This window comes from Erysipelotrichaceae bacterium 66202529, from assembly GCA_017161075.1.
GTDB lineage: Bacteria > Bacillota_I > Bacilli_A > Erysipelotrichales > Erysipelotrichaceae > Clostridium_AQ.
In genome coordinates this window covers 3,108,957-3,127,905 of record CP046174.1, presented here as the reverse complement: position 1 = coordinate 3,127,905, position 18,949 = coordinate 3,108,957, and the positions used below count along the sequence as shown (strand labels likewise).

At 36.8% G+C, this 18,949-nt stretch carries 20 protein-coding genes and 2 pseudogenes; 19 read left to right on the top strand and 3 right to left on the bottom strand.

Features of this window, described 5'->3' with window-relative positions:
* Nucleotides 1-54: 54 nt before the first annotated feature.
* The 6 genes and pseudogenes from GKZ87_14890 to GKZ87_14865 all read left to right on the top strand — a co-directional run bounded on the left by GKZ87_14890 (nt 55) and on the right by GKZ87_14865 (nt 3,712).
* Nucleotides 55-249 (top strand): DNA-binding protein, encoded by a 195-nt coding sequence (locus GKZ87_14890; GenBank protein ID QSI26675.1) that lies wholly within the window; start codon nt 55-57, stop codon nt 247-249.
* A gap of 4 nt (nt 250-253) precedes the next feature.
* Nucleotides 254-1,333, top strand: a pseudogene (locus tag GKZ87_14885) (tyrosine-type recombinase/integrase).
* Nucleotides 1,333-1,674 carry a hypothetical protein gene (locus GKZ87_14880; protein ID QSI26674.1) on the top strand — a complete coding sequence of 114 codons (342 nt, stop codon included), beginning with the start codon at nt 1,333-1,335 and terminating at the stop codon, nt 1,672-1,674. The pseudogene GKZ87_14885 and the gene GKZ87_14880 overlap by 1 nt, the downstream one beginning before the upstream one ends.
* Nucleotides 1,675-1,759: 85 nt before the next feature.
* Nucleotides 1,760-2,080 (top strand): plasmid mobilization relaxosome protein MobC, encoded by a 321-nt coding sequence (mobC, locus tag GKZ87_14875; GenBank protein ID QSI26673.1) that lies wholly within the window; start codon nt 1,760-1,762, stop codon nt 2,078-2,080.
* Nucleotides 2,080-3,371 (top strand): annotated as a pseudogene (locus GKZ87_14870) (relaxase/mobilization nuclease domain-containing protein). Before mobC ends, GKZ87_14870 begins: the two are co-directional and overlap by 1 nt.
* Complete coding sequence (locus tag GKZ87_14865) at nt 3,368-3,712, top strand: TnpV protein (protein QSI26672.1); 345 nt, start codon at nt 3,368-3,370, stop codon at nt 3,710-3,712. The pseudogene GKZ87_14870 and the gene GKZ87_14865 overlap by 4 nt, the downstream one beginning before the upstream one ends.
* 35 nt (nt 3,713-3,747) lie before the next feature.
* On the opposite strand, the gene GKZ87_14860 is transcribed toward GKZ87_14865, so the two are convergent.
* Together GKZ87_14860 and GKZ87_14855 are read right to left on the bottom strand one after the other, a co-directional pair.
* A complete protein-coding gene (locus GKZ87_14860) occupies nt 3,748-3,951 on the bottom strand; it encodes a helix-turn-helix domain-containing protein (GenBank protein QSI26671.1) in 204 nt (67 codons plus the stop codon).
* 72 nt (nt 3,952-4,023) lie between these two features.
* Nucleotides 4,024-4,227 (bottom strand): helix-turn-helix domain-containing protein, encoded by a 204-nt coding sequence (locus tag GKZ87_14855; protein QSI27983.1) that lies wholly within the window; start codon nt 4,225-4,227, stop codon nt 4,024-4,026.
* 99 nt (nt 4,228-4,326) lie between these two features.
* On the opposite strand from GKZ87_14855, the gene GKZ87_14850 reads away from it, so the two are divergent.
* The 12 genes from GKZ87_14850 to GKZ87_14795 all read left to right on the top strand — a co-directional run bounded on the left by GKZ87_14850 (nt 4,327) and on the right by GKZ87_14795 (nt 17,840).
* On the top strand, nt 4,327-4,557 hold the full coding sequence (locus tag GKZ87_14850; GenBank protein QSI26670.1) for a hypothetical protein: 231 nt from the start codon (nt 4,327-4,329) through the stop codon (nt 4,555-4,557).
* On the top strand, nt 4,547-4,801 hold the full coding sequence (locus GKZ87_14845; protein QSI26669.1) for a hypothetical protein: 255 nt from the start codon (nt 4,547-4,549) through the stop codon (nt 4,799-4,801). Before GKZ87_14850 ends, GKZ87_14845 begins: the two co-directional genes overlap by 11 nt.
* Nucleotides 4,802-4,986: 185 nt before the next feature.
* A complete protein-coding gene (locus tag GKZ87_14840) occupies nt 4,987-6,063 on the top strand; it encodes a hypothetical protein (GenBank protein ID QSI26668.1) in 1,077 nt (358 codons plus the stop codon).
* Between the two features lie 5 nt (nt 6,064-6,068).
* Entirely contained in the window at nt 6,069-6,494 is a 426-nt protein-coding gene (locus tag GKZ87_14835) for a hypothetical protein (GenBank protein ID QSI26667.1), read from the top strand.
* A 1-nt stretch (nt 6,495) separates the two neighbouring features.
* Entirely contained in the window at nt 6,496-8,277 is a 1,782-nt protein-coding gene (locus tag GKZ87_14830; protein QSI26666.1) for a hypothetical protein, read from the top strand.
* Nucleotides 8,278-9,097: 820 nt separating this feature from the next.
* Nucleotides 9,098-9,394 carry a DNA methyltransferase gene (locus GKZ87_14825; protein QSI26665.1) on the top strand — a complete coding sequence of 99 codons (297 nt, stop codon included), beginning with the start codon at nt 9,098-9,100 and terminating at the stop codon, nt 9,392-9,394.
* Between the two features lie 232 nt (nt 9,395-9,626).
* Nucleotides 9,627-10,442 carry a Cof-type HAD-IIB family hydrolase gene (locus tag GKZ87_14820; protein ID QSI26664.1) on the top strand — a complete coding sequence of 272 codons (816 nt, stop codon included), beginning with the start codon at nt 9,627-9,629 and terminating at the stop codon, nt 10,440-10,442.
* Nucleotides 10,443-10,580: 138 nt separating this feature from the next.
* A complete protein-coding gene (locus GKZ87_14815; GenBank protein QSI26663.1) occupies nt 10,581-11,270 on the top strand; it encodes a response regulator in 690 nt (229 codons plus the stop codon).
* Nucleotides 11,258-12,202, top strand: coding sequence for a GHKL domain-containing protein (locus GKZ87_14810; protein QSI26662.1), 945 nt, complete (start codon nt 11,258-11,260; stop codon nt 12,200-12,202). The genes GKZ87_14815 and GKZ87_14810 overlap by 13 nt, the downstream gene beginning before the upstream one ends.
* 315 nt (nt 12,203-12,517) lie before the next feature.
* A complete protein-coding gene (locus GKZ87_14805) occupies nt 12,518-14,326 on the top strand; it encodes an ATP-binding cassette domain-containing protein (GenBank protein ID QSI26661.1) in 1,809 nt (602 codons plus the stop codon).
* Nucleotides 14,298-16,088, top strand: coding sequence for an ATP-binding cassette domain-containing protein (locus GKZ87_14800; GenBank protein QSI26660.1), 1,791 nt, complete (start codon nt 14,298-14,300; stop codon nt 16,086-16,088). The genes GKZ87_14805 and GKZ87_14800 overlap by 29 nt, the downstream gene beginning before the upstream one ends.
* Nucleotides 16,089-16,424: 336 nt before the next feature.
* Nucleotides 16,425-17,840, top strand: coding sequence for an amidophosphoribosyltransferase (locus GKZ87_14795; GenBank protein QSI26659.1), 1,416 nt, complete (start codon nt 16,425-16,427; stop codon nt 17,838-17,840).
* 116 nt (nt 17,841-17,956) lie between these two features.
* Here the strand turns inward: GKZ87_14795 and GKZ87_14790 are convergent, their stop codons facing one another.
* Entirely contained in the window at nt 17,957-18,205 is a 249-nt protein-coding gene (locus GKZ87_14790; protein ID QSI26658.1) for a hypothetical protein, read from the bottom strand.
* Between the two features lie 105 nt (nt 18,206-18,310).
* On the opposite strand from GKZ87_14790, the gene GKZ87_14785 reads away from it, so the two are divergent.
* Complete coding sequence (locus tag GKZ87_14785; GenBank protein QSI26657.1) at nt 18,311-18,949, top strand: TetR family transcriptional regulator; 639 nt, start codon at nt 18,311-18,313, stop codon at nt 18,947-18,949.

Here is an 18,949-nt window from a genome sequence, read left to right as displayed (position 1 = left end):
AATACAAATACATTAAGCGAAAATGTTTAATAAAAAACAGGAGGTAAACTATAGTTGAAAAATGATTTATTTATTAGTGCAGAAGAAGTGGCAAAGGAATTAGGAATGTCAAAGGCATATGCTTATAAACTTATGCAGATATTCAACAAAGAATTAAAGGCAAAAGGTTATATGGTTATTCGTGGCAAGATTAGCAGAGAATATTTTGAAGAAAGATTTTACGGAATGAAAGATAAAGAAAGGAAGTGATACTATGCCAGCCTACAAAGATAATACGAAAGGAACATGGTATGTTTCATTCTATTTTGAGAATTGGAAAGGCGAAACAGAGAGAAAATTAAAAAGAGGTTTTAAGACCAAACGAGAAGCCTTGGTGTGGGAACGGTCGTTTAAAATGCAGAAAGAAAAAGATTTTGATATGTTATTCTCTGATTTTGTTAAAATTTATAAGCGTGATGTTAGTGCAAGGATAAAATTAAGCACATGGCTTACTAAAGAGGCAATCATTGATCAAAAAATAACTCCCTATTTCGCTAAAAAGAAATTAAATGATATACGGGCATCTGATGTAATTGATTGGCAAAATGAAATGATGAGTTTTAAAACAAAGAAAGGAAAACCTTATGCTCCAACTTATCTTAAAACATTGCATAGTCAATTAAGTGCGATACTTAATCATGCTGTAAGATTTTAAGATTTGAAAAGTAATCCTGCTAAAAAAGCAGGAAGTATGGGAAAGGGAAAGGCAAAAGAAATGAGTATATGGACGAGAGATGAATATTTGAAGTTTGCTGATTCAATGATGGATAAAGAAATATCCTATCATGCATTTGAATTGTTGTATTGGTGTGGCATGCGAATGGGAGAGATGCTTGCATTAACACCAAATGATTTCGACTTTGAAAAACAAACGGTATCTATTAGTAAGACTTATCAAAGATTACAAGGAAAAGATGTGATTACTGATCCAAAATCAGTAAAGAGTAATCGTGTCATACAGATGCCTACTTTCTTAAATGAAGAGATGCAAAATTATATCACTCATATTTACCATATCAAGAAAGATAATCGAATATTTCCTGTTACAAAATCATATATCGAACATGAAATGATAAGAGGAACTAGAGAACAGGGATTGAGAAAAATAAGAGTTCATGATTTACGTCATTCTCATGTATCCTTATTGATTGAACTAGGTTTCTCTGCTGTAGCGATTGCTGATAGAGTGGGTCATGAAAGCATAGATATAACATATCATTATGCTCATTTGTTTCCATCAAAACAAGGAGAGATAGCTAACCAATTAGATAATTATAAAAGAGAGGTATGCTGATGACTGCAAAAGTTTACGATAATAAAGGAAGATGGCGACATTATAATACTGCATTTCGCATGTCCAAAGAAGAACATGATGAATTAAATAAACGTGTAGAATTATCGGGATTGACTAAACAAGATTATATGATTAAAAGAACCTTAGAAAAGGAAATAATCGTTGTCGGAAATATGCGTACGTTTAGAGCATTAAGAAATCAAATAGTTGAACTTAGAAGCACACTTGAAAAATGTATGAAAGGGAATGAGAATATAGATAATGAAATCATTGATAGGATTAAATATATCGTAGAAATATTAAAGGGATTAACCGATGAAGAGGATACTTCGATATACTGACGTATTGGATTAGCAAGCAACGTATTTTGTCCCCAAAATTCAGATTTAGGGCGTACCCTAATACCCCTAGGAAAGGAGAGCGTCTATAGGTAAACGAACTAAAGAAGTGAAAGTGAGATTGTCTGAATTGGAATTAGCAGAACTGAATGAAAAGGCAACCTTATGTAAATGTAATAGAGAGAAGTTTCTTCGGTTGGTGCTTTCGGAAGTATCATTGAAAGCATCACCACCATTAGAATATTATCAGCTTATAAAAGAGTTCAATGCTATAGGCAATAACCTTAATCAGCTAGTGAAATTAGCATACGTAAGAGAGATTGACAAAACACAAATTGAAGATGTGCTTTCAAAGTTAGATACCCTTATCAAAGAAGTAGATAAACAGATAAGGTGTTGTGATAATTAATGGCTACGACTTCGATGTGGGCTGTTAGATCTAGGTTAGATCATTTAGTGAAGTATGTATCTAATGAAGAGAAAACAACGCTTATACAGACAATTATTGATTATACAATCAATAAAGAAAAAACTATGTCCCTCCAATTGGTGTCTTGTATTAACTGTATGAAGAATGATCCCTATAACTCTATGGTGCATACAAAAGAACTCTATCATGATGAGAAAGTAATACTCTGTTACCACGGCTACCAATCCTTTATGGAAGGGGAAGTAACACCCGAACAAGCACATCAGCTAGGTGTAGAACTAGCTGAGAAGTTATGGGGCAATCGCTTTGAAGTCATTGTATCTACGCACTTGAATACAAAAAATATTCATAATCATTTCTTAGTCAATGCGACCTCTTTTGTAGATGGTAAACGCTACTGTAATACTAAGCATGACCGATATATGATGATGACTATATCGGATGAAATGTGCAGACAATATGGATTATCAATAATCGAAGTAAAAAGACACAAAGCCGAGGACAATATCGAAATGAACAATCATTAAGAGGTAAGATAAAACAAGATATTGATGATATCGTTCAAAACAGTTTGACGGTAACACAGTTCTTCAATCAATTAGAATTTGAGGGATATAGTATAAAACGCACAGGCAAAAACATATCCTTATGCCACCCTCAGCATGAGCGATATATCCGTCTATCATCATTAGGCGAAGAATATAACATTGATAATATCAAACAACGGATACTACAAAATACAATGCACCCATTGGAAAGGAAAGACATCTATCAAAAGAAAGGATTTGATATCACGCCATATTATAAGAAGTACAAAGAAAAAAAGCTTACAGGCTTTCAACGGTTGTACCTACATTATCAATATAAACTAGGTATCATTCCAAGGCAAAGTAATACCAGACCTAAGTACACAAAAGATTTACGGGAAGCTATCAGAAAAATTGATGAAGTATCGAATCAAACCATTCTGTTATTTAAACATAATATCGAAACATTAGAACAGCTGGAGCAATACCAAAAACCACTAGAGGAACAGATGAAAATGTTGTTGAGCCTTCGTCAGCAATGCTATTCTAAAATTAGAAGATGCAGAGATAATGATATAAAGGATAACTATAAAACGGAAGCAAAATCATATACACCACAAATTCGAAAACTTCGTAAAGAAATAAAATTATGTAATGGCATCAAGGATCGTTCCACTAAGATTCAGCAACTAGATTTAGATAAACAAGAAAGGCAACATGCCGTAAAGAGGATCAGAACATGAAAATTGAATATGATAAAGTAGGCGATTATTATTTTCCTAAACTTAAAGTAGAGGACTTGAGTACCTTATCAAATTATGGCAGAATGAAATTACGATATCTAAAGGAATATGAACAACCCTTTTATTTTAATTTATTGGTAAAAGGAAAGCTGAAGGAGTATCTAACTTCCATTGATAACCAAGCAAACGATTTATATGATAAACTCCTTATCGATTTCAAAAAGCAGAGAAACATAACCGAAGAATTAAAAGCACAAGACCAAATGCACTGGGTACAAGAAATGAATAATATACAGAATTGTATTGATGAAATAATTCGTAATCAATGTATTTATAAATAGGAAAAGAAAAATGACTTACAATCTCATGTTGTAGGTCATTTTTTATCTATGCGATTCACTAGGTAATCGATACTTGTATGATAATATTCTGCTAATTGAATTAAAACTGAAATAGGAATTTCTCTTCCACCTGTTTCATAATAAGAATAAGTACGTTGAGAAATATTAAGATATTTCGCGATTTCCGTTTGTGTTAAATCGTTATCTTCACGTAGATCTTTGATTCTTTGATAAACCATATATATCACCTAAGTGGATTATAATGCAGAACGATTCGTTCTATTAAGCTTTAGAACAACACGTGCTATCAGCTATTTATTATCAGTTCTATTTACAAGATAATCAATAGATGTTTGATAGAAAGTAGAAAGTTTTGATAATACTTCAATCGGAACTTCTCTATCTCCAGTTTCATAATAAGAATACGCTCTCTGTGTTATATTAAGATATTTTGCTATAGCTTTCTGTGATAAATCATGATCTTCTCTTAAATCGCGTAACCTTTTATAAACCATTGTAATCACCTCGAAACAATTATAGTTTAGAACTATATGTTCTATTTATATTTAGACCAATATGTGCTAAAACTTGTATGTATAATCAAGGAGGTACTTATGAATTACGATAAGAAAAAAGTTAAAAAGCATATAAAGAGTGTAGCTGAAAGCAGAGGGATTTCTGTGGCTGAATGTCGTAAAGACATGGAGTATGCAATAAAAATGGCAAGTGAGAAGCCTACAGAATTATTTATAAGAATGTATGGGAGAAGAACACCGAGTTTAGAAGAGTTTATTTACAAACTTTTAGATGCTGTTGAGAAAGAAGGACGAAATTATGATGCATGAAAATAAAGCATTATTAATTGATGAATTCATGGGATTGTATTATGAACTTCCTATAGAGTATCAACGAGCTGTTTTATGGATAATGGAACATTATGAATTTGTAAAAGATCTAGTAGCGAGTAAAATAGTATCTGCAGGACAATTGGACCATGATATAGAATATGCAAAATTAAACAATCAATACCTCTTACATTCTATCTTGGTATTGAAAAAAGAGTTCGATGAGAGTATTTCAAAAAATTAACGATATCTTGTTTTGTACTTTTTAAACAAGGTATTGTTTTTTTTTAATTGCTTGTTATAAAGATTAAATGTATAATATTCTTATAATATGATATCTAAACAATTCAATCATATGTAACTAGATGATTATTTATATTACAATGTTTATCAAATGTATTTATTGAATAATAATATAAGAGGGTGTAAATAGTGGGAGAACTAATTGTTTTTGAGAAATTTGAACAAAAAGAGGTTGAGGTGGATAAATCTGTTTTTAATAATGTTATTCCTCCTAGAGAACGAGTTTTATATTTTTCACCGACAATTTTTGAAACTTTTATATGTGAATGGGCTTCCTTTAAAGGTATTTATACTGATATACATAGGATTGGTCAAGCCGGTGATAAAGGGCGTGATGTTATTGCTTATCTTGAAAATGGAGATATACATTATTATCAGTGTAAAAGATATAAAGAAAAGTTATCGCCAAGTGAATATTGGATAGAATTTGGAAAACTTGTTTATTATACATATGAAAAAGAAATAGTGATTCCATCGAAGTATTACATCATAGCAGCAAATAATTTGACTTCTAAATTATTAGATTTAGTCCATAATCCTAAAAGTATAAATAGCGGATTGATTGATAATTGGGATACATGCTGTAAGAAAAAAATAAAAAAAGGATCAACTATAGAATTAACTATTTTCTTAAAAGATTATATACAAAATTTTGATTTTGGTATTGTAGAAACAATAGATATTGACTCCATCATAAGAGATTATTCTAATACTCCATTATTTTATTTTCGCTTTGGAGGCAATAATGTTCCTCAAAGAAGCAGTATAATGAAGCCACCAAAAAAAATTAACACATATAAAGAAAAGATATATTTAACTCAATTATTAGAAATATATAGTGAATGGAAAAATATACAATTTTCATTAAAAAATGTAAATTGTAATTTAGAAGTTTATGAAGATTTTTTGGAAAATAGATCATATTACTATAATGCTGAGTCTCTCCGGCGTGATTTGAGAGATACTTATTTGGGAGATACTGAATTCAGTTTTATTAAAAATGAGATGTTATCAGGTTTAAGGAATTATATGAAAAGTAGTTTCAATACCTCATACGATAAATTAAACGCTGTATTGCATGAAGCTACCAAAGTAGATCTTACTGCTTGTACTTCTCATTCATTACTTAATTTTGTTCATAATGATGATAAAAAAGGAATATGTCATCATTTGGTTAACGATAAGAAAATGAGGTGGAAGTAGTGAGTATGATACAATTATTCAATTCTGATGTTGAAATTGGGATAAGAGTTATGATAATACTTGAAGTATGTAATCCTATTGCAATGGCTTTAGATAAAATAATGTATTTAGATTATATATTGTTATATGGTATCAAAAATGAGAACGGTGAGACACTACACCCTTCATATCATTTACAGATACTTGAATTAGAGGGACAAAGAAATAAGTTAAAGAATAGTATTCTATATTTAATAAAAAAAGATCTAATTTCTGTTACTTTTAATGATGAAGGTATATTTTATCATTCAAATGTTAATTCATTGTGGTTTGTTCAAAATATGAATAATGATTATGCAAAACGAATGGTGGAATTTGCAAAAATTATGGCTGAAGACTATAAAACATTGTCGGTGATGCAATTGAAAAAAATTGTTAGAGAGGAAAAATAATATGAAAGGATTTTATATCAATAAAATTATTGTGATCGGCAAAGGAAAAAAATCAACAATTGAATTTAAACGCGGACTTAATGTTATTACAGGACCTTCTAATACAGGGAAAAGTTTTTTATTTCAATGCATTGACTATATGTTTGGAAGAAAGGCTATTAAGGAAATTGAAGAACTTGAGGGTTATACTGATATTTATTTGGAAATAGTAACGTATGAAAAAAAATATTATACATTAAATCGTGAGATTAAAGGGGAAAATATATTTATTTGTGATGGAAATTTTGAAAATTGGAATATTGATTCAGCTCAAAAAAAGAATCTGAAACATAGTTCAAAAGATAACAATATATCATCGTTTCTCTTAAATTTGATGGGTATTCCATCTTATATTAAAGTTCTAAAAAATCAATTTGGAGAAAAAGAAGCTTTGACTTTTCGTAGTTTATCTGAATGGTTTATTATAGATGAAAATACAATAATATCTGAATCAGAGTTATTGTATGGGGAGTATAAGAATGCTACACCAAAGCAAAGCACATTACAATACGTAATTGATGGTTACGTGTATGATTTAGATAAGAAAATTGAAAAGCCTGAAGTTACTGAAGCAAGAATTTCTGGAAAATTGGATATTTTAGAAATGAATTTGAAAAATAACAGATTAAGACAAGTACAGCTTAATAAATTTTTAAACACTAAAGTTAACTTAAGTGATGATAAGTTAAAACAGTATAAAAATGAATTACTAGAATTACAAAAGAAGATAAATGAATTGAATCAGAGTATTACAGAGTTAAATAGAGAATCTCGAAAAATTACTGAATCAATAAATCTAAAGCAACAGCAAATCGATAAGTTTGATACATTAAAAAAACAATACAATATTGATTTGGATAGATTAATATTTATAAAAGAAAATTCTGAAAAGTTAATTGGAATGAAGTCAAAGATATGTCCCTTATGTGGCAATCAAATAGGAAATGAGATAGATGAAAGTGTCATAGCTTCATGCCATGCTGAATCTAATAACATAAGAATAAATTTACACGAACTTGAAGAATTAAGGCTTGAAATAGATAACGAAAGAAGAAAGCTAGAGGAAAAATTAAAAATTACCATTGAAAGTATATCTGAAAAAAAGGAATCCGTTACAGATTATTATAATCAAATTGAACCTTTGAAATTATCCATTGATGAATATATTAAACAAAGACAATTTGAAATAGAATTACAGAATTTGAAAAAGATAGAAGAGCAATTACAAGAGGAAATCAATTCACAAATAGAACATAAGAAATTAAAGGGTAACAGAATAAAACCAGCTGAGAAACCTGTTACAGAAAAAAGAAATGAATTTACAAAGTTTTTAAAAGAACTATTTTATGATGTAGATAATTCTATTATAAAAATAGATTTTTCTAAAAATTTATTAGATATAATAATCAATGATAGAGATAGGCGGAATAATGGAAAGGGTTATAGAGCCTTCTATAAGAGTTTATATTTCTATGCCATGATCTTGTTTAAATTTCAAGATGATAATTATTCTAAATTTATTCTATTAGATTCACCGCTAACGACATTCAAAGAAGGAGATAAAATAAATGAAGAAGTAAATAGCACTCTTCAATATAAATTTCTAAAAAAATTATCAGAGAGAAAGGATATTCAAGTGATTATATTTGAAAATAAACAAATACCAGAGACTTTAAAAGATAGAGTAAATCTTATAGAATTTACAGGAAATAAAACAGGCGGCAGATACGGATTTCTAGAATGATTTTAAAATTACCTATTGAAATAAATTAGGATAGTGACAATACAATGACAATATAATTTTTAAATACTATGAATAATGGAAAACTTCATACTGAAAAATCTTAATTAAAATGCTATAATAATACTGGAAAACATAATAAATAAGCATAATAATATCGAGTTCGAATAGTATACAGAACTAAAAAAATGCCTTTTTCAGGGCATTTTTTTAGTTCCAGGGAGTTTTTGATATCACGAATTAAAATTGAACAATTTCATTTTCTTTTGAGATAGCAGTGCATAACACAAATCTTACGGGAGTATATTCAGTAAAGAAATTTTGTATCCAAATAGAATGAAGTTTTTGGAATAATCAAGCAAAACCGTCTTTATACATAATAAATAGAGGTGTCTTGAAAACGAAGAAATGAAGATCGTTAAGGCTATTTTTTTGCTTGAAATTGAAATCATAATTATTTTAATGTATCACTAGGTGTGATAAAATGTGTATGTCTATTTACAGATATTTATATAAGAGTTTTCCTTATCACAACATAAATCAGATCATTGAATAAAGGTATAAGAGATATGGAATATTTAGAGAAAGTAAAAGAACAGCTAAAGAAAAAATACATAGAAAAAGGATGCATATATTCTAATGCAGGCGAAATTGATTTTCTACAGCAAGCAGGATGAATTTTTAATATTACTATCAGGGGCAAAGAAAATTATGAATATGCCAATTTGATAATATAGATGTATTCTGTAAGAGGACTGAAACAGGTAACATAAAGGAAATCTGAACCTGTAGCTACGCTATTACAAGAATCGGAGGTCTCAAAATGGATGAACAATTTATATACATCGTTTTGGAAATCGTATCAGAAATACCCAGAGGAAATGTCGCAACCTACAAACAAATTGCAGAATTAGCCGGTAGAGAGCGAAACGCCAGACAGGTTGGCAAAATTCTTTCCGCAGCCTCCCTGTATGGCGAATACCCCTGCCACCGTGTCGTAAACAGTGCCGGCAGAACTGCACCCGACTGGGACGAGCAGACAGATCTTCTTCTGGAGGAAGGCGTTACCTTTAAACCCAACGGAAACGTTGATCTCAAAGCCTGTCAATGGAAAATCTAAAAGATTCCTATCGCAACATACAAAAAGTAAAGAAGACGCATAGCTAACAACACCTCATATTTTTCCATACCGTATGATAGCGTATGCGCACATTTTGCACAAAAACAGCAAATCTTTTCATGAGAATCCATCATTTTCCGAAATAACGCTAACAGATTCAGGAAAAGTGTTTTATAATGAACCTAATAAGGGAGACTCCCTATAAAATCTATCATACAAGGAGCAATCGATTATGGAAAAAAACATTCGTCTGGTTATATGTGATATTGACAGTACGCTGGTCACTTCGGAAAGGGAACTAACACCAAGAACAAGAGCTGTCATCCATCAGCTGCACACAAAGGGTATTTACTTCGGCATTGCATCCGGCAGACCGCTTGATGAATTGGCGAAAAAAGCAGAGCTGTGGGGAATTCAATATCCTTTTGATATTCTCATTGGCATGAATGGCTCTGAGCTCTGGGACAACCTGCATCAAAAGGAATATAGCTATTTCAAAATGAAAACGGATTGGATCAGGGAAACCATGGAGCTGATGAAGCCCTTTGATTCCAACTGCTTTATTTACCGCGATGATTGCCTGCTCTGTGAGCGTGATGATGCACAAATGCGTAAATCCGCACTGACCAGTGATAAGCACATGGTTGTTGTGGATTCTCTTTCCACCATGTATGAGCAGGAAAATGCCAAAATCATGTACCGTGTGAAGGAAGATATCGTAGATGATATTGAACAATATCTAATGCTGCATCCATCACCATATTACAAGGGCTTCAAAACACAGCCGACACTCATCGAATTTGCCGATAAGCGCGTTTCCAAAGCTTATGCCCTGAAAAAATTTTGTGAATTCAACAGGATAACACCAAAGGAGGTGGTTGCCTTTGGTGACACGACCAATGATAATGATATGCTGGAATACAGTGGTCTTGGCGTCTGCATGATCAATGGCAGTGATGATACCAAAGCGATTGCGGATGATATAACAAAATTTAGCAACGATGAGGATGGCTTCGCTATTTATATGGAAGAACATTTTTTGAAATAGCAATGCAAAAGACTAATCACCTAGGCAGCTTCAACTGCCAAACCCCGAAAGCATACTTTTTACCAAACGGGTAGAGATTAAACGGTATAGAGGGCTTTATAAAGCTGTTGAACATCAATACATGGGAAGGAGGAGACTATGAGAATAGCCATTGTTGAGGATGAATCCGCACTTGCAGAAGAACTGCATGCACTCCTGCAAAAGCTTGGCACATATGTCATAGATCTGTTTTCCAGCGGAGAACAGTTTTTATTCGCATGGGATGAGCAGCCTTACGATCTAGTGCTTTTGGATATCCAAATGAAGGGTATGAATGGTCTGGAAACAGCAAGGAAGCTGCGGGAAAAGGATACGCATGTCCACCTGGTTTTTCTGACAAATGATCCCTCCTTTGTATTTGACGGCTATGAGGTGGATGCTGTCCGTTACTGGCTGAAGCCGGTGCAGGAAGATAAACTGAAGAAACTCCTGGAACAACTCGAGGTACCAAGACCCTATCTGCTTTGGATGATAGAGGGAGAACTGCATAAGCTGTACGAGGATGATATTTATTATATGGAAAGTGATGGACATTATGTCCGCTGCCATCATCGCAAGGGGGTATATCGTATCAAAACAAGCTTTCAGAAGGAATGTGCAAAGCTTTCTGATGATTTTCTGAGCTGTCATCGAAGCTATTGTGTCAATTTGAATCATATCCATGTCCTGCGCAGGGATGGCTGTGTTCTGGATAATCAGGAATGCATACCGGTAAGCAGAACGATGAAGCAGCGGCTGCAGGAGGAAATCATGAAGCGCTGTCAGAGGGAACTATTATGCAGATTTTGATTCTTCCAGTCCTGCTATACCACCTGTGGCAGATTAAACGGCAGACAAAACGGCTCCTAATTCATGCTGTTTTATCCCTTTTTCTGTTTCTAGCCATCCTGCTTGTTAACGTCCAGTGGCTGTATGCTGCTGTTTTATTGCTAGTGCTGCTTCTGGATACAAGAGGACAATATATGCTTCACGCTTTTGTGCTGGCTTTGCTTCTTCTGACATGGCCGTTATCCTATGCTCCGGCTGTATGGACACTGCTGGAACTGGGGCTGGTTCTCTATGATAAGCTCATGGTGAAAAGCTATGAACAGCAGCTGCAGGAATACCAGAACAAGGTTTTTGACCGTCAGGTACAGGAGGTCGAGCATATGTATACGACGATGCGCGGCTGGCGTCATGATTATCATAACCATCTTCAGAATTTAAAAGCAAAGCTGCGTAAAGCAGAGATTGCCCAGTCTCTGGAATATCTGAATGAACTGGAACAGGAGCTCGCTGATATCCATCAGCTAGTGGAATGCGGCAATGCGAATATGGATGCAATTCTAAATTCAAAGCTTTCTCTGGCTGTTGCACAGGGAATTGAAATTCATGTAAAGGCAAATGTACCTGAACAAATTGCAGTTGGAGATACGGATATGTGTGCATTGCTTGGAAATCTGGTGGATAATGCAGTGGAGGCCTGTGCAAAGGTAAAAGAGCATCCTTTCCTGCGTCTGTACATCGGATTGTATAAGGGACAGCTCTATATTTCCTGTACCAATGCAACCAGTGAAGTTGTGCGGAAGCTGGATGAGGAATATGTGACAACCAAACGCGGAAATCATGGGCATGGTCTGAAACGGATGAACAGAATTGTTGAAAAATATGGCGGGTTTATCCAGCGTAAGAATGAGCCTGGAGTTTTTATAACGGAAATCATGCTGCCTTTCCAGGTATAAAAAAGGCTTTACCTGCCTCCAAGTCTGTTATGATAGTGTGAAATCATGCTGTCCCTGCAGGTATAAAAGGGTACAGACCGTCAGATTATTGATTATTCAGCTGGTCCTTCGATGAAAAGGATGAAGCAGTTGTAAGATTTCGGCAAGCATACGATCAGCTTTATTAGTATGCTGTACGAGGAAGTCTGTCTGTTCATACAGCAATCTGGCTTCTTTTAATATTTAAAAACCATTCGTGTACGGAGCGCTGCAATTCGTGCACATTTTATTATCAAAAGAGGATTTTGTTTTATACTGCTGCTGTGAGGTGAGAATATGAAAAAAACGATACCGGCTAATATGCTGTATCTGCTTCGTGTATTATGGAGAATCGATCGCGGAACCTTTTTCAGCATGACTGCACATATCGTGCTGGGGGCAGTGGCTCCCCTTGTATCGGTGCTAATACCCAGCGTGATTATAAGCCTCCTGCTGCATCATCATGCAATCCTGGACTTTTTCCTAATACTGGGCGGTCTGCTTCTGCTGTATGGGATCCTGCAGGGACTGGTCAGCTATCTGAATGAGTATAATGCATTTGCATTTATCAAAAGCCGTGGTCTGTATTTTATAAAAAAGGTCTATTTGTCAAGAGCAAGACTGGACTATGCACTGCTTGAACAAGAGGAGTACAAGAACATACTGGAGGATGCGGCACAGGCAGTTGATAACAACAATATGGGGCAGGAAGGCATGTACCATGACTTCATTACACTGGGGACAGCAGTTTTAGGCCTTTTACTATATACTGTGGTAAGCTCAGGACTGAGCATTCTCTTTGTTTTGGGACTGCTTGCGCTTGTAGTTCTTCAATATTTTTTCTTTTCCATGGCCAGGCGGTATGAATACTCTCATCGTGATGAGCTGGACACTCATATGCTTCAGGCACGCTATCTGAATCAGCTTGCATATGATATTTCTGCTGGAAAGGATATCCGGCTCTATCAGCTGCAAAGCTGGATCAATGCGAAATTTGAAAAGGTAAACCGTCTCATGACCCATATACGTGCTAAGGATTATAGTGCATATATGCTTGTGGATACACTTGGAATCCTTCTGGATTTCTTACGTGATGTCGCCTGCTATGCCTTTTTGATCAACCGTCTGATGGAGGGAATGGCAATCGATCAGTTTGTATTTTATCTGGGCATCATATCCGGATTTTCACTCTGGTTTAAAAGAGTGGAGGAAGCCTATGCCAGTATGTCGGTGAACAACGCTCTTGTGAACCGTATGCAGGATGCTTTTGATATTCCTAACCGCCTGCAGCATGGCTGCGGTGAGAAGCTTACGGGAACGGCTGTCACAATTACCTTTGAACACGTAAGCTTTTCCTATCCGGGCCAGAGCAGGAGAATTCTGGATGATATCTCCTTTACCCTGTCTCCGGGACGAAAGCTGGCGCTTGTCGGTGTCAACGGTGCGGGGAAAAGTACGATTGTAAAGCTGATTCTGGGCTTCTATACACCGACAGAGGGAACGATTTACATTAACGGTATACCTACTGATGCTCTGGATATTGATGATCTTTATACACATATCACAGGAATTTTTCAGGATTCCGGTATGCTCAGCTACACCATTGCTGAAAATGTCAGTATGCAGGATATATCACAAACGGATACAGAAAAGGTTAGAGCCTGCTTACAGCGTGCAGGATTGTGGGAGATGATTGCTGTCCTGCCGCATCAGGAGCTGACCTATATAGGAAAGGATATTGACGCAGATGGTATGCAGTTATCCGGCGGACAGAAGCAGAAGCTGTTCATGGCCAGAGCATTATACCGAGACTTTGGCTGCCTGCTGCTGGATGAGCCGACAGCGGCACTGGATGCACTTGCGGAGAAGGAATTGTATGAGAGCTATCACCATTTGCTGCAGGATACCTCCAGCCTGTTTATATCCCATCGGCTGAGCTCTACAAAATTCTGTGATGAAATCCTCGTTCTGGATCACGGGCGGATCGCAGAGCGGGGAAGCCATGAGGAGCTGCTGAAAAAGCAGGGAATATATGCGGCGATGTTTCAGGTACAGTCGAAATATTATGAGGAGGGTGATGAACATGCAGGCATGGAAGGAAATTAAAAAATTCACGGCGATTGTTCGTCTGAGCAGCCCGCATATCGTTTGGATTTGGACAGGCTATGGCTTCACCAATGCCTTGTCTCCGTATATCACCCTGTATTTTTCAGCCGAAATTCTGAATCAGCTGATCGCAAAGCAATATGCTGCTGCTTTTCATACAGTGCTACTCATGTGCGGCAGTGTGCTTGTTTGCACGCTGATCGCCAAGGCCTTTTATAACCGTCTTCAGGTTATCTGTCGAACAGCGGTACAGCGTATTGATCAAAAGCTGCTGCATAAGGCAATGCTGATGGAATATGAGCTTTTGGAAACGCAGGAAACTTTGGATACCCTGAGACGAACACGCAATTCCAGCAACGGCTCTGGAAATATTGACTCCGCAATCCGGTTTGTTGCACGCTGCTGTGAATCACTGGCAAAAATTATCCTGGCACTGGTAGCTCTGACGGTGATGATGCTGCAAATACGCACTTGGGATATTTATCTGTTTTTACTGCTTGTTGTTTTAGCAGTATTCCTTGTGTTCAAAAACGTATTTGCCAGAAAGCATGGGGAATTACTGGAGGCCTTGTGCAGGGAAAACGATCACAGCAATGCGATGACCGGTTATCTTTTGAACCTGTTTTATAAAATGGATATGGCAAAGGAAATCCGGCTTTATCGTATGGGGGATCTGTTTTCATTGAAGGCGGAGAAGCTGATGGATAATCCGGCCTTTCGTAAATTTGGCAAAGATAATGGAAGGCTCTTATTTCAAAGTGATCTGCTGGGGCAGGTACTTTCCTTCAGTGCCTATATCTATGTCGTATCCCTAGCCCTTCGCTCAATCATATCCGTCGGACAGGTTCTGTATATGGCAGGCATCATACTGAGTGCAGTCGATGCGATTGCAGTATTTCAGGTGGATTATGCACAGCTGCGGCATCAGCTATCCTATCTGAATGCATTTTATGATTTTCTCTATCTGCCCAATATGCATTATGAAGGTACACTGCCGATTGAAAAACGGGATGATGGGGAATATGAATTTGAATTTCGCCATGTATCCTTTCGTTATCCGGGACAGCGTGAGGATGTGCTGCACGATGTGAATATCCGTTTTCATATAAAGGAAAAGCTGGCCATCGTCGGAAGAAATGGTGCGGGAAAGACAACCATTGTAAAGCTGCTATGCCGTCTGTATGAACCAAGTGAGGGAGAAATTCTATTAAATGGTATCAATATTGAGAAATACGATTATGCGGAATATGCGAGTATCTTTTCTGTTGTATTTCAGGATTTTGCTTTATTCTCCTATCCCCTGAATGAAAATATTGCCGGATCGGCAGAGCCGGATGCTGGTAAGGTTGAGGCTGTATTGAAACGGCTGGATATCTGGGATCGGATTCAATCCTTTACAGATAGGGAGCATAGTATATTGTTCAGCGATTATGGAAATGGAGTGACGCTATCCGGGGGAGAGGCACAAAAGCTTGCCATTGCCCGTGCATTGTATAAGGATGCTCCGTTTGTTATCCTGGATGAACCGACTGCTGCACTGGATCCGATATCAGAAGCGGAAATTTATGAAAATTTTGATGCGCTGGTAGAGGGGAGAACCACCTTGTATATATCCCATCGCATGAGCTCATGCAAATTCTGTGACCGTATTCTTGTTATGGAACAGGGCGAAGTGGAGGAGGAAGGAACGCATGAGGAGCTGCTAAACAATGCAGGAGTGTATGCAAAGCTGTGGAAGGCACAGGCGGAGTATTATAATTAACAATCCGGGCTACAGATATCGAAGGGTTATCTTTATTTCTCCATCCCCACAGTGATTTATCAGTTCTTATTTACCGATGAAAGTCCAAAAAAACAAGGAAACAAGTGTTCCATCAGAGAGCCTGGTTTCCTTGTTCTGTTATATTTAATAATGAAAATGGCAGGTATAGCACTTTGGTTGTATCTGCTATAGCGCTCACATTATCGTGCATAGCAGCATTTGTAATTAAGAAAATGTAAAAAAAACCATCTTTTTATTTTCATACGCCACAAAAAGCGTTAAAATGAATCTGTGCTATGCGCAAAAAGAAAAGAAAGAGTTAATTGGAGGTAAGACATGAGCGGTTTTTTTGGAGTAGCTTCAAAAGAAAACTGTGTACTGGATGTGTTTTTTGGTGTAGATTACCATTCACATCTGGGCACGAGACGTGGAGGAATGGCGATACATGGAGAGAAGGGCTTTGCCCGTGCCATTCATAACATCGAGAATTCTCCGTTTCGTACAAAATTTGAAAAGGATATTGAGGAATTTGATGGAAATCTTGGAATCGGATGTATTTCAGACAATGAGGCGCAGCCGCTTCTGGTGAAATCCCATTTGGGATCCTTTGCCATCACAACGGTTGGCCGTATTAACAATCTGGAAGAGCTGCAAAGTCTGTGCTTTGAACGCGGGGTTACGCACTTTTTGGAAATGAGTACCGGAGAAGTGAATCCAACAGAGCTGATTGCATCACTGATCAACCATAAGGCGACAATCGTAGAAGGTCTTCAGTATGTGCAAAGTCTAGTTAAGGGAAGCATGAGCATCCTGCTGATGACGCAGTATGGGATTTATGCCGCAAGAGATTTGCTGGGAAGAACGCCGATTGTACTTGGGGAAAAAGAAACCGGCTTCTGTGCGACATTTGAAAGTAGTGCATTTTTAAATCTTGGCTATCATCATTATCGTGATCTTGGTGCCGGAGAAATTGTATTTATCACACCGGAGCGCATTGAGGTGCTGCAAAAGCCAAAGGATAAAATGAAAATCTGTTCCTTTCTGTGGGTGTATTACGGGTATCCGACGTCAACCTATGAGGGAATCAATGTTGAGTGTATGCGAAATCGCTGCGGAGAATTGCTTGCAGGACGTGACAATGTAGAGGTTGACAGCGTTGCAGGTGTTCCGGATTCCGGTATTGCACATGCTGTTGGTTATTCCAATGCGTCCAATGTACCATTTGCCCGACCGTTCATCAAATATACACCAACCTGGCCGAGATCCTTTATGCCGACAAGTCAGACGCAGCGCAATATGGTTGCGAAAATGAAGCTGATTCCGGTTCAGGAGCTGATTAAGGACAAACGTCTGCTGCTGATTGATGATTCCATCGTGCGCGGAACACAGCTGGGAGAAACGACGGAATTTTTATATGAGAGTGGTGCGAAGGAAGTACATGTCCGTCCGGCCTGCCCGCCAATTATTTTTGGATGTAAATATCTGAATTTTTCCCGCTCAAAATCTGAAATGGATCTGATTACGCGCAGAGTGATTCGCAAGCTGGAGGGAGACGATGTTTCCAGCGAGGTTCTGGCAGAATATGCAGATCCGGATAGTGAGCGTTATCAGAATATGTGCGAGGAAATCCGTCAGCGCTCTAATTTCACATCCCTGCGTTATCACCGCTTGGATGATATGATTGCATCCATCGGTCTGGATAAATGCAAAATGTGTACATACTGCTGGGATGGCAAGGAAGACGATGAATAACAAGTTAAAAAACTAACGTAATGAAAACACAGGAGAGCTAAACAAACTGCCTGTGTTTTTTTCTTACCGTGTAAGGTTAATAAGCCCTTCCTTTCATAAGTTGGTTCATCATCAGTTCATATGAAATATACACCATCACTTAAATAGATACCTATGCTCGTGAGCATCACTAATGGGAATACCCGAAAGCGTACTAGCCTTTCATTCATTTCAATGCTTTCTTTTCCTGCACGATGTTTTTTGAAATAGCGGCAATAAGCATATCCTGCAGAAAGGAATGCACTTTTTTTATTTTGCAAAGAATCTCTCAAAGCTTCAATCGGTAGCGGTACATACAGCCTGACAGAAGGATCTACTTTTTCCATTATAAAAGAAATTTCCAAAAATGCTTATTTATCTTGACAGCTAACGATTATTAGCCTAATATGTAAGAAGAAAAGGCTAATGGATATTAGCCGGGAGGACGTGAAATGGAAGGAATATCAACAAAAGAGAAGATACGTATTAAGGCTTTGCATCTGTTTGCCAGTTACGGCTATGATGCAGTCAGTGTCGCACAGATTGCCAAGGCGGTTGGCATACAGGCCCCATCACTCTATAAGCACTATGCAAGCAAGGAGGATATCTTCCATGCCATCATAAGAGAAATGGAACAGCGCTATGCACAGCATGCGGCTAAGCTGCATATCAATGGAACGGATGCCGAAACGGATATGATGCTGTACGAACAGATTACAGATGATCAGCTGGTTGATATGGGATTGCACATGTTCTCCTACTTTCTTCATGATGAGTATGAAAGCAGCTTTCGGAAAATGCTGAACATGGAACGCTATCATAACACACAACTGGCAGATTTATTCCAGCAGCAGTACTTTGAGGATGCGATTGCTTACCAGACGATGATTTTTCAGCATTTGATGCAAGCGAAAATCTTAAAACCAGGAAATCCTAAAACAACTGCCATTCAGTTTTATGCCCCCATTTACCTGCTGTTGGAGCTCTGTGACTCCCGTGCCGCATTTGAAAGAGAAGCCATTGCCCTGTTGCAGGAGCATATTCGTCAGTTTCTAAAACTCAATTCAACAAAACAGACAGCAGGTAACTGA

What these genes read in the sequence shown, in the direction of transcription:
- GKZ87_14880 (QSI26674.1), top strand. Translation starts at nt 1,333, where the DNA reads ATGACTGCAAAAGTTTACGATAATAAAGGAAGATGGCGACATTATAAT.
- GKZ87_14865 (QSI26672.1), top strand. Translation starts at nt 3,368, where the DNA reads ATGAAAATTGAATATGATAAAGTAGGCGATTATTATTTTCCTAAACTT.
- GKZ87_14860 (QSI26671.1), bottom strand. Translation starts at nt 3,951, where the DNA reads ATGGTTTATCAAAGAATCAAAGATCTACGTGAAGATAACGATTTAACA.
- GKZ87_14855 (QSI27983.1), bottom strand. Translation starts at nt 4,227, where the DNA reads ATGGTTTATAAAAGGTTACGCGATTTAAGAGAAGATCATGATTTATCA.
- GKZ87_14850 (QSI26670.1), top strand. Translation starts at nt 4,327, where the DNA reads ATGAATTACGATAAGAAAAAAGTTAAAAAGCATATAAAGAGTGTAGCT.
- GKZ87_14845 (QSI26669.1), top strand. Translation starts at nt 4,547, where the DNA reads ATGATGCATGAAAATAAAGCATTATTAATTGATGAATTCATGGGATTG.
- GKZ87_14835 (QSI26667.1), top strand. Translation starts at nt 6,069, where the DNA reads ATGATACAATTATTCAATTCTGATGTTGAAATTGGGATAAGAGTTATG.
- GKZ87_14830 (QSI26666.1), top strand. Translation starts at nt 6,496, where the DNA reads ATGAAAGGATTTTATATCAATAAAATTATTGTGATCGGCAAAGGAAAA.
- GKZ87_14825 (QSI26665.1), top strand. Translation starts at nt 9,098, where the DNA reads ATGGATGAACAATTTATATACATCGTTTTGGAAATCGTATCAGAAATA.
- GKZ87_14820 (QSI26664.1), top strand. Translation starts at nt 9,627, where the DNA reads ATGGAAAAAAACATTCGTCTGGTTATATGTGATATTGACAGTACGCTG.
- GKZ87_14815 (QSI26663.1), top strand. Translation starts at nt 10,581, where the DNA reads ATGAGAATAGCCATTGTTGAGGATGAATCCGCACTTGCAGAAGAACTG.
- GKZ87_14810 (QSI26662.1), top strand. Translation starts at nt 11,258, where the DNA reads ATGCAGATTTTGATTCTTCCAGTCCTGCTATACCACCTGTGGCAGATT.
- GKZ87_14805 (QSI26661.1), top strand. Translation starts at nt 12,518, where the DNA reads ATGAAAAAAACGATACCGGCTAATATGCTGTATCTGCTTCGTGTATTA.
- GKZ87_14800 (QSI26660.1), top strand. Translation starts at nt 14,298, where the DNA reads ATGAACATGCAGGCATGGAAGGAAATTAAAAAATTCACGGCGATTGTT.
- GKZ87_14795 (QSI26659.1), top strand. Translation starts at nt 16,425, where the DNA reads ATGAGCGGTTTTTTTGGAGTAGCTTCAAAAGAAAACTGTGTACTGGAT.
- GKZ87_14790 (QSI26658.1), bottom strand. Translation starts at nt 18,205, where the DNA reads ATGGAAAAAGTAGATCCTTCTGTCAGGCTGTATGTACCGCTACCGATT.
- GKZ87_14785 (QSI26657.1), top strand. Translation starts at nt 18,311, where the DNA reads ATGGAAGGAATATCAACAAAAGAGAAGATACGTATTAAGGCTTTGCAT.